The 13,497-nt window shown below is 45.1% G+C and carries 15 protein-coding genes; 4 read left to right on the top strand and 11 right to left on the bottom strand.

Features of this window, described 5'->3' with window-relative positions:
- Positions 1–29: 29 nt before the first annotated feature.
- From IX91_RS20775 to IX91_RS20755, 6 genes are all read right to left on the bottom strand, one after another.
- On the bottom strand, positions 30–1,259 hold the full coding sequence (locus IX91_RS20775; protein ID WP_004748746.1) for an RNA polymerase sigma factor: 1,230 nt from the start codon (positions 1,257–1,259) through the stop codon (positions 30–32).
- Positions 1,260–1,262: 3 nt separating this feature from the next.
- On the bottom strand, positions 1,263–1,622 hold the full coding sequence (locus tag IX91_RS20770) for a YciI family protein (protein WP_004748745.1): 360 nt from the start codon (positions 1,620–1,622) through the stop codon (positions 1,263–1,265).
- Positions 1,623–2,082: 460 nt separating this feature from the next.
- Entirely contained in the window at positions 2,083–3,231 is a 1,149-nt protein-coding gene (gene yiaY, locus IX91_RS20765) for an L-threonine dehydrogenase (RefSeq protein ID WP_004748743.1), read from the bottom strand.
- A 290-nt stretch (positions 3,232–3,521) separates the two neighbouring features.
- Positions 3,522–4,172, bottom strand: a complete 651-nt coding sequence (gene elbB / locus IX91_RS20760; protein WP_004748742.1) for an isoprenoid biosynthesis glyoxalase ElbB — start codon at positions 4,170–4,172, stop codon at positions 3,522–3,524.
- Between the two features lie 69 nt (positions 4,173–4,241).
- Positions 4,242–4,376, bottom strand: coding sequence for a hypothetical protein (locus IX91_RS26960; RefSeq protein WP_004748741.1), 135 nt, complete (start codon positions 4,374–4,376; stop codon positions 4,242–4,244).
- A 135-nt stretch (positions 4,377–4,511) separates the two neighbouring features.
- Positions 4,512–5,429: a LysR family transcriptional regulator gene (locus tag IX91_RS20755; protein WP_004748740.1), complete on the bottom strand. Its 918-nt coding sequence runs from the start codon at positions 5,427–5,429 to the stop codon at positions 4,512–4,514.
- Positions 5,430–5,525: 96 nt separating this feature from the next.
- On the opposite strand from IX91_RS20755, the gene yjjG reads away from it, so the two are divergent.
- Both yjjG and IX91_RS20745 read left to right on the top strand, forming a co-directional pair.
- Complete coding sequence (yjjG, locus tag IX91_RS20750; protein ID WP_004748739.1) at positions 5,526–6,200, top strand: pyrimidine 5'-nucleotidase; 675 nt, start codon at positions 5,526–5,528, stop codon at positions 6,198–6,200.
- 64 nt (positions 6,201–6,264) lie between these two features.
- On the top strand, positions 6,265–6,480 hold the full coding sequence (locus IX91_RS20745) for a cold shock domain-containing protein (RefSeq protein WP_004748738.1): 216 nt from the start codon (positions 6,265–6,267) through the stop codon (positions 6,478–6,480).
- Between the two features lie 6 nt (positions 6,481–6,486).
- On the opposite strand, the gene IX91_RS20740 is transcribed toward IX91_RS20745, so the two are convergent.
- Together IX91_RS20740 and IX91_RS20735 are read right to left on the bottom strand one after the other, a co-directional pair.
- Positions 6,487–7,173, bottom strand: a complete 687-nt coding sequence (locus tag IX91_RS20740; RefSeq protein ID WP_004748737.1) for a helix-turn-helix transcriptional regulator — start codon at positions 7,171–7,173, stop codon at positions 6,487–6,489.
- A 77-nt stretch (positions 7,174–7,250) separates the two neighbouring features.
- Positions 7,251–7,571, bottom strand: a complete 321-nt coding sequence (locus tag IX91_RS20735) for a hypothetical protein (RefSeq protein WP_004748736.1) — start codon at positions 7,569–7,571, stop codon at positions 7,251–7,253.
- Between the two features lie 204 nt (positions 7,572–7,775).
- On the opposite strand from IX91_RS20735, the gene IX91_RS20730 reads away from it, so the two are divergent.
- A complete protein-coding gene (locus IX91_RS20730; RefSeq protein ID WP_004748735.1) occupies positions 7,776–8,369 on the top strand; it encodes a DUF1294 domain-containing protein in 594 nt (197 codons plus the stop codon).
- Positions 8,370–8,435: 66 nt separating this feature from the next.
- On the opposite strand, the gene phnX is transcribed toward IX91_RS20730, so the two are convergent.
- From phnX to phnW, 3 genes are all read right to left on the bottom strand, one after another.
- Positions 8,436–9,251 carry a phosphonoacetaldehyde hydrolase gene (phnX, locus tag IX91_RS20725; RefSeq protein WP_004748734.1) on the bottom strand — a complete coding sequence of 272 codons (816 nt, stop codon included), beginning with the start codon at positions 9,249–9,251 and terminating at the stop codon, positions 8,436–8,438.
- 68 nt (positions 9,252–9,319) lie between these two features.
- On the bottom strand, positions 9,320–10,699 hold the full coding sequence (locus tag IX91_RS20720; protein ID WP_004748733.1) for an aspartate aminotransferase family protein: 1,380 nt from the start codon (positions 10,697–10,699) through the stop codon (positions 9,320–9,322).
- Between the two features lie 25 nt (positions 10,700–10,724).
- Positions 10,725–11,828: a 2-aminoethylphosphonate--pyruvate transaminase gene (gene phnW, locus IX91_RS20715; RefSeq protein ID WP_004749659.1), complete on the bottom strand. Its 1,104-nt coding sequence runs from the start codon at positions 11,826–11,828 to the stop codon at positions 10,725–10,727.
- 283 nt (positions 11,829–12,111) lie between these two features.
- Here phnW and IX91_RS20710 point away from each other — a divergent pair, with 283 nt between their 5' ends.
- Entirely contained in the window at positions 12,112–13,122 is a 1,011-nt protein-coding gene (locus IX91_RS20710; RefSeq protein WP_004743957.1) for a putative 2-aminoethylphosphonate ABC transporter substrate-binding protein, read from the top strand.
- Positions 13,123–13,497 lie beyond the last annotated feature (375 nt).

Below are 13,497 nucleotides of genomic sequence, written 5' to 3'. Positions count from 1 at the left end.
ACTTAATAGCCTGATTGGCAAGGCGCCGTTCAATGTGTCAATTCTCCTAATTTCAACTCTAAAAAAGCGCGGGTCGCCGTACTTGGCGACATTTCAATGGCCAGTTTGTAAAAAGTACAAGCTTCTGATTTATCTCCTGTTTTTCTGAGAATATGCGCTCGTGCCGCGTACCAAGGTTGGTAATCCTTAAGGTCTTCTTTTAGCTCGTCTAACCTTTTAAGTGCAAGTTCCGCACGCTCTGTTTCTGCAAGCACTACTGCCCAATTCAAGGCGACAACTGGAGTAGGTTCGAAACGCCATAGTGATTGATAAAGCAAAGACATCTGAATCCAATCAGGGTTGGGCTTCATCATATGACAGTCTGCAATCGCTGCTTTGATCTGAAAAGGACCAGGTCTCCTTTTTTCGATGGCCTTGGAAAGGATGGATTGAGCTTCCTCAATATTGCTTTGTTGCCATAATGTGCTGTCCTGTTCTTCAACAGGCACTACAGCACCACTAACATTGATTCGAGCAGTGTTTCTCGCATCGGTAAGTAGCATTAATGCCAATATACCTTCTACTTCTGGTTCATTGGGTCGTAGTGTCATCAAAAGTCTGGCCAAAAAGATACCCTCTTGGCATAGGGAGCGTGGGCTCGTATCTTCTGTTACATAGCCAGTGGTGAATATCAAATAGATGGTTTTAAGCACCGTTTCCAATCTGTCATCCCATTTGTCTTCATCTGGGGTCGAGAACGGAATGCTTTTGGCTTTAAGCGAGGCTTTTGCGCGATACAGTCGCTGCCCCATAGCTTTTTCGTTATCTAGGAAAGCGGCGGCGATTTCCTTGGTCGTTAAATTGCAGACCGTACGTAGGGTCAACGCGATACGTGACTTTTCTTCCAAGGCTGGATGACAGCAGGTAAAGATGAGCCGTAAACGTTCGTCCGGAATGGCTGCATGAACGTCATACTCTAAGCCAGTGGTAAAATGGTCAGCTAGATCCACCGTTTTACGTTGCTCTCGTTGTACCCGACGAATCTGGTCTATTCCCTTATTTAAGCCGACTCTCATTAGCCAAGCCTTAGGGTTATGAGGTGGCCCGGACCGAGTCCAGTGTTTCAAGGCCGATATTGTTGCTTCCTGTAGGGCATCCTCGGCTAATTGAAAATCATTAAGGCGCGAAATAAGCCCCGCCAAAAGCAGTCCTCTGTCCTTATGCAAGAGATCATGAATAATATGACTGACAGCGATAGCTTTTGAAGAGGCGTTATTCATTCGTTAATCTGCTTCACTATAATTCAGCAAAGGACGAACCTCGATGGTGCCGAACTTAGCCACAGGAATGATTGCTGCACATTTCAATGCGGCGTCCAAGTCGGGCACGTCAACAATATAGTATCCCCCCAAGTTTTCGCGTGTTTCTGCAAAGGGACCGTCCATGGTTTCTACCTTACCGGAGTGGATTCTCAATGAAGTAGCCGTTTCTACCCCCTCCAATCCTTCGCCACCAACAAGTACGCCATCTTTTTCGAACGTCTCTGAGGTAAGGGCAAAATCTTCCATCATCTTGTCAAATTCAGGAGTACCAAATGCTGGCTCTTTATCTGGTGCAGCATAAAGCAAAAGCATATATTTCATCTTAAGTTTCCTTCTGGTTTGTTGTTTCCTACTCAAGGACGTTTTCGCTTCGCCATTTTCGACACGAACTTAAAATTTTTTTAACTCTGTGAATGAATGTACATTAGAACGTAGACTAAATAGCTATCAATGATGAGATTTGTGCTAGGTGTCGTTTAAGTGTTTGATTGACAGGGTAGGGGCCGCCAAGAACTCGGTAAGCCCATCCAATCATGGATAAGCAGTACTAGCGGATCGTTGTCACTCACTTTAGCTCAGTAGCCCTGGTAATCATTACCTTTTACATTGTAAATTTCACTTTCACCTGCCTGACCAATACAGGTAAATAAAGGAAGAATAGGCCCAATTGTTGATTTCATAGAACACCTCCGTTGTCGTAGAAGTGTAGTACGCAAATTGAAACTAAAGGGTACAAAAAAGCCTCCCGAAGGAGGCTTGAACTGTAAGGAAAAGAGTAGAATTACATCGCAGCTTCAAAGATCGCAGAGATCTCTTCATGTGTTGCTTGTTTAGGGTTAGTAAAGCCACATGCGTCTTTTAGAGCATTATCGGCTAGTACTGGAATATCTTCAGATTTAGCACCTAACTCTTGGATACCTGCTGGAATACCTACATCTTTAGCAAGACCCACGATGGCATCGATAGCGGCTTCAGCTCCTTGCTCAGCGCTCAATCCCTCTACTTCAACGCCCATTGCTTTCGCTACGTCTCGTAGACGTTCAGGGCAAACCTGCGCGTTGTAGCGTTGAACGTGTGGAAGAAGAATTGCGTTACATACACCGTGCGGTAGGTCGTAGAATCCGCCTAACTGGTGCGCCATTGCGTGAACATAACCTAGAGAAGCATTGTTAAATGCCATACCTGCCATGAACTGGGCATAAGCCATCTGTTCGCGAGCTTCGATGTCGTCACCATGTTCTACGGCTTTACGTAGGTGTGCTTGAATTAGCTCGATCGCTTTAATCGCTACCGCGTCAGTGATAGGTGTCGCTGCGATTGACACATAGGCTTCTACAGCGTGAGTCAATGCGTCCATACCTGTCGCGGCTGTAAGTGATGCAGGTTTAGCCAGCATCAGTTCAGGATCATTAACCGAAATCAGTGGCGTTGTGTGCTTATCAACAATAGCCATCTTAATGTGGCGCTCTTCGTCTGTGATGATACAGAAGCGCGTCATTTCAGATGCAGTACCTGCGGTAGTGTTGATTGCGACAAGTGGTAGCATTGGCTTCGCTGATTGGTCAACACCTTCGTAGTCACCGATTTTTCCGCCATTTGAAGCGACCAAAGCGATACCTTTAGCACAGTCGTGTGGAGAGCCGCCGCCTAGAGAAATGACAAAGTCACACTCGTTGTCGGCAAGTAGTGATAAACCATCATTTACGTTGCTGATTGTTGGGTTTGGTTGAGTGCCATCAAATACTACAGTCTCAACATCACGCTCAGACAACATGTCTTGTACTTGCTTAACCATACCAATTTGGCTAAGAATTTTGTCTGTAACGATAAGACCTTTTTTGAAGCCTTGAGATTGGATGCTATCAGCAGCATCTTTTAGGCAGCCTGCGCCCATTAGGTTTACTGTAGGGATGAAAAATGCACTTGTCATTGGATTGCTCCATATTCTTATAGATTTAAAAACTGCATTTAGATTCGCATAACTATCCCATCAAAAATCTTGATCTTAGACAATTAACTCACCCAAAAGGGGTAGGTTTGGCTGCGAAATGTGAGGTCAATCTAGTTGCATATTTATCGTATATAAACTTGTTAAATATTAGTGGGTTAGCGCAATCGTTTTCTCAACAGCAATTGGGGTTAAATAAGATTCATATTGCTTTATGAAAACTAAAAAGCCCCTATCCACAGAACATGGATAGGGGCCATAACATAAGGTAACTATGCGAGTTTTACTAAGCGCTCAACGAGCTTGTCGATACCACTTGCGGCCTGCGAAATACTCTCGGCCAGCATATAGGCAGGCGTTGATAGCACTAGGTTTTGCTCGTCTACGACAATATCGCTGACATCGCAATTGACGTGCTCACCACCCAAAGCGTTAAACGCGGCTGCAGTTGCTTCGTCGTTACCTATCGTGCCTTTCACTCCTTGACCGTAAATCATTGGAATAATAGTAGGCGCAATACATAAGTATCCAGCAGGTTTGTTGGCTTGAGCGAAGGCGCGACATGCAGAAGCAACATGGGTGTTGATGCTGCACTCAGCGCCACTCACGGCAAAATCAGTCAGGTTTTTGGCTGCACCGAACCCACCAGGTACCAGTAAAGCATCATATTCCTCGACATTAAGCTTCGCGACATCTTCAATATTGCCGCGTGCAATACGTGCCGCTTCGACAAGAGCATTGCGTTGCTCATCCATTTCTTCTCCTGTCTTGTGATTAATGACATGGAGTTGATCAATATTAGGAGCAAAGCAATGCCATGAAGCACCTTGCTTTTCTACTGCGTGTAAAGCGAGCACGGATTCGTGAATTTCTGCACCATCGAATACCCCCGAGCCACTGAGAATAACTGCAATCTTTTTCATTTTATGTTCCCTTATAAACGTGCGCTAATAGGGTAGTAAAAATTGCTCTTTAGTGACCTGATGAGCCTCTCAATCTTCCAGTTCAAGTTCAGGAGTTGGCTCATATTCATGTTCTAATTCTGGGCTATCCTCATGATCTTCTTCAGAATAGTTTTTTACTACGAACGGGATAAGCATGACACTAGATGGGAAAAATCGTTTCATTTCGAATGTCTCCTAGAACAGCAGGTATATGGCTATTCTGAACGGATGACAGCCGTTAAAAATTGTCTTACATCATTAACTGACTGAGAAAGTCGACCAATGTAAAATTATGAGCTTAGTGTCACATTTGGCTTTCTAAGGTAGTAACCCTTCATCCCAATAGGGTGTTTCTGTTCCCAATCGTTGGTTGATGAAATCAATAAAGGCTCTAACCTTGTGAGGCATGTGTTTCTTCTCTGGGAACACTGCATAGACGGCGTGGCTCGGTAAAGCGTAGTCTGATAAAACGACTTGTAAGTTACCTGCCGCAATATCTTTCCCTGCAATAAAGGTGGGAAGGTTTGCAATGCCACTTCCTCCCAGAACCGCCCGACGTATCGCTTCACTATTGTTGACCACCAAGCGACCTTTAGGAATGACTTTGAACTCGTTTCCTGCAGAGTGAAGTGACCATTCAGAACCTCCGCGATAATAGCTGTATTGCAAGCAACTGTGCTTGGAGAGATCGCTAGGTTTACTCGGCAAGCCATGCAGAGATAAGTAACTGGGTGCCGCGCAAAGGACGCTTCTACAGGGCGCTAGACGCTTTGCAACCAAGTTAGAAAGGGGTAAATCACCGATTCGGATTCCAACATCAAATCTCTCCGCGACAAGATCCACCATGCGATCTTCTAAGTTAAGGTCAATTTCGACATCTGGATAGAGGGCTAAAAAGTCAGAAATGAGTGGGGCAATGTGTAATATACCAAATGACATCGGCGCTGTTACTTTGAGTGTACCTCTTGGGTTGCCTTGGAGCTCAGTGACCGCATCAATCCCTTGCTGCGCTAGTGAGAGAGATTGGACAACATAATCGTAATAGCGCTGACCCGCTTCGGTTAGGCTAAGTTTGCGTGTGGTACGGTTAATGAGTCGAATGCCTAGCTCATCTTCTAATTGAGTAATTCGCTTGCTTACCGCCGATTTGGTGATGTTAAGCTTGCTGGCTGCGGTAGAAAAACTGCCACTTTCAACCACTGAAACAAAGATAGGAATCGCAGAAAAAGCTTGCATTGGTTGAGCTCCAGTAAACAATAAGTTTCTTTGTGAGGGTATTATCATCTAAAAGAAAACAATTTACACTAGCAGCGAGAATTTGAGGAGATAATAATGAAGTACGATTGGATCTTATTTGATGCTGACGAAACCCTGTTTCATTTTGATGCCTTTAAAGGGATGCAGCTAATGTTCTCTCGTAAAGGAATTGACTTCACGCAAGGCGACTTTGAACACTATCAGAAGGTCAACAAGCCGCTGTGGGTCGATTATCAAAATGGCGCAATTACTGCGCACGAGTTAAAGCATACTCGATTCAAAGAGTGGGCAGACAAGCTAGAAACGACGACGTCAGAGTTAAACTCTTCATTCCTTGAAGCCATGGCGGATATTTGTACGGTTCTACCCGGCGCGAAAGAGTTGATGGAAGCGATTCATGGCAAAGCAAAAATGGGCATCATCACCAACGGTTTTACTGATCTTCAGGCGATCAGACTTGAAAAAACCGGGATGACCCAGTACTTCGAACATGTCATCATTTCTGAAGAAGTTGGGGTAGCGAAACCCGACACCGCCATTTTTAGCCATGCCCTTGAGAAAATGGGTATGCCTTGTAAAAGTAAGGTGTTGATGGTGGGTGATAACCAGCATTCCGATATCTTGGGTGGTCTTAACTTTGGTATTGAAACCTGTTGGCTGAATAGCAACGGTATGGAACAAGACCATTCAATCTCGCCTCACTACACGGTAAGCTCGTTGCATCAATTAAAAGAGATTTTGATTGCTTAGCGAGTGATCCTAAAACGCTTAACACCAGTACTTAGTACTAAAGTTTGTATTAAGGGAAGTGAAGATGTCGGTATTGGGAAAAATAGTTGATCTAGATGAAGGTCATGGCTACGGCTTTATCAAGCAGGAAAACGAAGACGACAAAGTGTTCTTTCACGTGAGAGATATCGCGGTCTCCTCCATTGAACCTCATATCAATGAGCTGGTAGAGTTCGATGTTGAGTCGGACCTTAATGGCTGCCGTTTGGCTCTGAATATCTCTCCAACTTTAATGAAGTAACGTTATTTAAGCATCTGGAGCGTGTTGTCTAATGTAGTATTCGAGGCATTTTTCTGCTGAAGTCTCGAATACTTCATCAATGATATTGAGCTTGTCTATGCGATCAATTCGAAAGTGACGATAGTCATCTCTTAGCTCACACCAAGCAACTAGCGTCCAAATCTTTCCCCAAAATATTTGCCCGAGTGGCTGCAATTTACGAACGGTTTTATTTCCGTTTTGATCACTGTAATCAACTTCTATCTTTAATTTGGCATCAGTGGCATGTCGGAGCATTTTGCTGCGCGTCGCATCTTTTGTAGAAGTGTGAATTTCCGGCACGAATATCGGAAAGCTCTCAATCTGTTTCTTCAGTCGATCGGGAAGGACAGAGAGTATTTTGGTTGAGGCCGATTTCGATGCGGTGGCGAGTTCATCATCGGACCAAGCTCGCACCATTCGCATACCTAGCTCTAGTGCTATCATTTCTTGATCAGTGAACATCAAAGGCGGCAGATGAGAATCAGCATGCAGTAAATAGCCAACACCAGCTTCTCCTTGTATCGGAACGCCGGAGTTGAGTAATGATTGGATATCTCTGTAGATGGTTCTTTCGCTCACTTCCATTTGCTCGGCAAGGTGGGAAGCCGTGACAGCATAACGCTTTGAGCGCAGTAGAGTTAGAAGTTCAAAAAGCCGTTCTGATTTACTCACTTGTCTTCCTAACATTAGAAGTTGTAGAACAAAGGAAAGTTGGGGGCCGCTATGGCACCCCAACTAATGACTCGTTGCTATTGGTATTTAGCTGCTAGGTCACTCATCATAATTGTCTGATGTTGCATGATGACAGACTCTGGGTCAATTAAAGCCATCAGCGGTTTACAATCCTCACTAGCCATAAATTGCTCACCAGCCGCTTTTGCGTTATCCATCGAATCCCAGTAGACCACGTCCGTCCAAGTGCCTGAATCTTGGTCAAAGCTTAGCGATCGATATTCAAAACCGTTTAACGACGATACAAATTTCTGACTCTGTTCACTAGCCGAAACGAGCTGCTCTGATGTTGCATTTTCTAGTAATTTGAAACGAACGATTTCGATGACACTTTTCATAGTTTAATTCCTTGTTTTGTGTTGTTTAGGCTCGAATTAAGAATATGAGAGTGGTGTGTCAGAACCTGTCAGGAGTGTTTCACTTCAAAAAAATACGAGAAAATAGCGTAAATATGCGCATAGTGGAATATGTGTGCTATAGGTATTTAAAGAAAGTTTATAACGATCAATACATTTAACGTTGTTGCTAGGAAGAGGAAAACTATGTCCATTCAAGGAACGATCGCTCAGTGGGATCAGAACAAAGGATACGGTTACATTGCGGTAGAGAATCAAGATACCCAGATTCGTTTTCATATTAGTGATTTAGCGAATGCATCACAGATTCCAAGTGTCAGTGAACCAGTGGTGTTTAGGTTGGGGGCAGACAGCAATGGCATGATGCGAGCGATCGAAATTCAACGGCCCGTGGTATTTAACTTCTCATTGGCGATTGCAATTTGGTTTTGTAGTGCTTTAGTCGGCAGCGTCGTTCTTCTCGATTTTCCTTTGGTCGCTTGTATGTTTTACCTTGCTGTTAGCACAGTTACTTACACTGTGTATGCGTTCGATAAACATGCCAAACTAACAGGCACGTGGCGTGTCCCTGAAATAACCTTCCATTTGCTCAACTTACTGGGTGGATGGATTGGTGCCTTGTTTGCTCAGTCATTTATGCATCACAAGTATCATGATATTGGCTTTAAGTTCTTATTCTGGACGACGTTGGTACTCAATATTCTGTTTTATTGTTGGTTGAATACTGATCAAGGGGCGATAATGCTTCATGAGTTTGTTTATCAATATCGAGTGTTATAGCGCTTAACATCAAACATTGAAAAAGGGCTCTGTTGAGCCCTTTTTGCTACCTTGAGGTTAACAGCGCTACGGTCGTTCACCCGCTGCTAATCTGCGCTCGATATCGGCAACCACTTGTGGAAAGTCAGCAATGGTATCGATTAGGTAGTGTGGTGAGCTCTTGATAAGCTTCGCACGCGCTTTTTCACGTGCGGCATCCAACGTTGCTTCATCTGCCGATTGGTACTCTTCAAACGTCAGCCCCGCTTCGTTACCAGAAAGCAGTAGGCCTACGGTCCACATCCCCGCGTTATGACCTTCGTCGATACCCGGTGCAGCATCATCGACCTTGATACAGGCATTAACATCGGTCACGTTAAGCTCAATGACGTTCTTGAGTGCCATAAAAGGTGCAGGACGACCACCCTGAGGAAGATCATCTGTTGCGACTACATAATCGGGCTTGTAGCCGTAGTCCGCCGCAACAGGAACCAGTACGTCCATCACCTGACGAGGGTATCCAGAACAAGATCCAATCTTAATGCCCTTGTCTTTGAGATCGTTGACCACTTCAATTGCATTCAGGATTGGTTCTGCGTGGTCTGCGACTTTTGCTTTTTGCAAAGGCATAAACGCCGCGTAGATAGCGTCAATGTCTTCGCTAGTCATTGAGCTACCAAACTTCTCATTCCAACGTTTATCTACTGCAGGGATGCGACCAACGGCTTGGATGTGGTCCCATTTACCTAGCCCCATTGGTTCGCGTGCTTCTTCAAGGTCGATATCGAAATCAAAGCCTTGTTTGAATGCTTCAACAAAGATGCTAGTTGGTGCAAATGAGCCAAAATCGACGATAGTGCCAGCCCAGTCAAAGATAACAGCCTGAATTGGTGAGTTTTTCATGTTGAATCCTTTTTGTTTGACAAAGTGCCAAGTCATTGCTTTTACGGCACTTTGGATAATTTGAGTGATTAATAGTAGTTAAGGTCTTTGCACACTTTGGCGATCGCTTCTTCGAAGATGGCTAAGGCTTCTGTCAGTTGTTCGCGAGTGATGATCAGCGGTGGGCTAAGCTGGATCACATTGCCTTGCGACACCTTAAAGCTCATACCATGGTTAAGGCATTGGTAGAGCACGGCTTCGGCTTCGTCATAGGCGCGTTGCTTGCTCTCATGGTCGGTGACCAGTTCAATACCCCAAAGCATGCCGATGCCGCGCACATCGCCAATTACTGGGTATTTGGCTTTCATTTGTAGCAGCTTGTCACGCATGAACTGGCTGTCGGCTTTGGCTTTGTCTAGCAAGCCGTCTTGCTCTATCGCTTCCATGGTTGCCAGTGCCGCCGCGCAGCCGATTGGGCTTTTCTCATGGGTATAATGGCCCATCGAGATTTGCTCAGCAGTGTTGTATTTATCTTTGGTGATCATAGCGGCGATAGGCACTAAGCCTCCGCCTAAACCTTTACCAATACACAGAATGTCTGGCTCAATATCGTAAGCTTGATAGGTAAACCATTCGCCGCTGCGACCCATTCCGTTGGGAATGTCATCGATAATCAGCATCACATTATGTTTATCACAGATCTCACGGATGCGTTTCCAGTAGGCTTTACTTGGCACTTGAACATCGGTGTTGCGAACTGCTTCGGCGATAAACGCCCCGACACCGCCTTCTTTCTCAATCACGTACTCAAGGTAGTCGGCGTAATGCACGTCGCTGCCGTCTGGTGATGGAAGGGCGCCTCGGTAAGATACTGCTGGTGGTATGCGTTCTACGCCTGCCATTAGTGGGCCCATACCTTGACGGAAGCAGGCTTCACCACCAACAGAGATAGCATCCAGTGACGCACCATGGAAAGAGTCCCATAAAGAGACGACCTTGTAGTTGCCCGTGATGTGACGCGCCAGTTTCAGTGCCATACCAACGGCAGATGTGCCACCCGGCGCAAACAACACACGATTCAACGCACCACCACAGATTTGCGTTAGCTTCTCAGCGCATTCAATTGCAGTTTGGTTAGTAAAACGGCGTGGTGAAAACGGCAACTTGGCAATTTGCTCTTGCACACGTTTAATCACATGTGGATGTCCGTAACCCAACTGGTGAACATTATTGCCATGGAAATCCATGTACTTTTTGCCCGTCGAATCTTGGATGTAGATGCCTTCTGCTGCTTCTAATGTATCGAGACAAGGCGTCGACATAGCCTGATGCAGAAACACATCGGAATCTCGCTTCAACAATGCTTGCGTGCGTTCGTCGTCCATCGATGCATTCCAAGCTTGGCGCGCTGGTGTCGTGTTGACATCACCTTCGCTACGGAAGTGGGTCGGTTGTACATTTTCAGTCATAACGCTATCTCTTCCTGAAGGCTATTTAAGCAACTTGCCAGTACATGGCTTTTTCAATCGCACCGATTAGGCGCTCAATATCCGCAGGGTAAACTTCGCCAATGTTGCCGATACGGAAGCAATCTGCGTTCGATACCTTACCCGGATAAATCACAAAACCTTGTTCCTTCAAACGGGTGTAGAACTCTTTGAACTGGTAGTCACTGTGTGTTGGAGAGTAGAAAGAGGTGATGATTGGTGAATGAAGCTCATCATTTAGTAGTGGTTCAAAGCCGAGAGAGCGCATACCCGCAACCAGTGTTTTCTGGTTAGTCTGGTAACGGTTGTGACGCGCTTCGACACCGCCTTCTTGCTCAAGCTCTAACAAAGCTTGGTAGAAAGCGCGAACCGTGTGTGTTGGAGACGTGAAACGCCATTTACCGTGGTTCGCTTCCATACAGTGCCATTGGTCGTATAGATCAAGGCTTAAAGAGCGTGCCTGACCTTTGCATTTTTCTAGCTCAGTTTGTTTTGCGATTACAAAGCCAAAACCCGGTACGCCTTGAATACATTTGTTTGCAGAGCTGATCATAAAGTCGATATTGAGCTTTGCGATATCGATAGGAATCCCACCAAAGCTCGACATTGCATCGAGAATCACCACTTTGCCGTGCGCTTTTGCCGTCGACGCAAAAGCTTCAATTGGGTTAAGCATGCCTGTTGTGGTTTCGCAGTGAACAATCGCTACATGGGTGATGGTAGGATCCGATGCCAATGCAGTTTCCACCTCGTTCAAGTGTGGCTGTGATGTTTCGCCTGGGGAAACTACATGGCATGGGATATTTAGATACTCAGCAATTTGAGCAATACGTGCGCCGTATGCGCCGTTGTCAACAACCAACAATTTGCCATCTTTGCCAATCGCGCTGCCAATTGTCGCTTCTACAGATGCTGTACCACTACCTTGCATCAGTACGCTAGTGTAGCCATCTTGCTCTGTTGCGAGTTTCACCAGCTTAGTGCGGATAACTTCTACGATGTCTTTGTTGTAGTCATCATCCCAAGTACACCAATCTTTAAGCATGGCTTCGCGAACGGTTTCAGATGTCGATAAAGGACCCGGAGTCAGCAGTAGGTATTCGTTTTTCATCTCGATTTCCATTTTAACTATTTTTGGTCTACACCAGAATTTGGATTTACTTTAGCAAGAGGAAAAAACAACAGTAAAGGTCAGAAAGTCGAATTTAATAAAACTTTCATATGAAAAATTCGCCGGCAAAATTGCGCACAGTTTTTCGTCAATTCTTTAAAAAAGTGCCATTTTTTGTTCATTGAATCGTAATAAAGCGCTTTTAGGGTGTATTACGTCAACTGGTACAGACCAATGCTAACTCGGCAAGGTTTAACAAACGTAATAGTCTTAATTGGAGAAGATGATGAAAAACCGTTTGATGAAAGGATCGCTAGCTGCACTTGTTTCTCTGCTGGCAACAAACGCAATGGCAGCACAGGAAGTGACGGTTTACACGGCTTTCGAAACTGACATTCTGGCAAAGTACAAAAATGCTTTTGAAAAAGAAAACCCTGATATCAAAATCAAATGGGTTCGTGATTCTACAGGCATCATGACTGCTAAGCTACTGGCAGAAAAAAACAACCCGCGTGCTGAAGTTGTTTGGGGTTTGGCAGGTTCTTCGATGGCGTTACTAAAAGAAGAAGGTCTTCTACAGCCATACACGCCGAAAGGTCTGGATCAGCTAAATGCCAGTTTGAATGACCCGCAATCAAACCAAGCTTGGTTTGGTAACGACGCATTCTTTAACGCGGTCTGTTTTAACGAAGCGGTTGCTAAGCAGCTAAACCTGCCAAAACCGACATCTTGGCAAGATCTGACTAAACCTGTATACAAAGGTCATATCGCAATGCCTAACCCAGCTTCTTCAGGGACTGGCTATATGCAAGTCTCAGCTTGGTTGCAAAATATGGGTGAAGACAAAGCGTGGAACTACATGCGTGATCTAGATAAGAACATTGCACACTACACGCATTCCGGTTCTAAACCATGTGTACAAGCAGGCATGGGTGAAGTTGCGATTGGTATTTCAATGGCAAGCCGTGGCGCTAAGCTAAAAACACAAGGTGCTCCTTTAGCGGTGATCACGCCTAAAGGCATTGGTTGGGAATCAGAAGCGGTTGGCTTAGTGAAAGAGTCTGACGCAGCTAAGCGCGTAGTTGATTGGTCTATTTCGAAAGCAGCCAATGAGCTTTATATAGAGATGTACCCAGTAGTTGGTCACAAAGATGTGAAAGCAATTGTGTCTAACTTCCCGAATGTAGAAGCGAATATGGCTAAGATGGACTTTGCTCAGATGGGCAGCAAGCGAGCGGATATCCTAGCGGCTTGGTCGGCGAAATTTGACGCTAAATCAGAGCCAAAATCATAAGCTGATTAGGGTCTGTTGACCTTTTGAGCTGATTTTTGCAGCAGTTTGTGGGTTCTTTATGCAAGGCAGAGGCTTTGAATTGTAGTTGCTCTACCTGATAAGCCGATAACACAGCAGAAAGGAGCCACAAACGCTGCCCGAAGGGTTCGGCTAAAAGCGTTTTACTCTTTGTTGAGAGGTGTTTTGCTTAGAATGACTAGGCGACAAACAACTAGCCGTCCGCCACTCGCCGCGATTAAAACGCTTTTATCTCGAACAAAATTTAACCGCAAAAGGTCAACAGACCCTAGTTATTGAGATAACAAAGGAGAGCAGAGTTGCTCTCCTTTTTGCTTTTCAGGGAAGTTAAGGGCAAATTAGGATAACTGGATAACT

It is taken from the genome of Vibrio tubiashii ATCC 19109 (genome assembly GCF_000772105.1).
GTDB lineage: Bacteria > Pseudomonadota > Gammaproteobacteria > Enterobacterales > Vibrionaceae > Vibrio > Vibrio tubiashii.
This window is presented reverse-complemented; position numbering and strand designations above follow the sequence as displayed.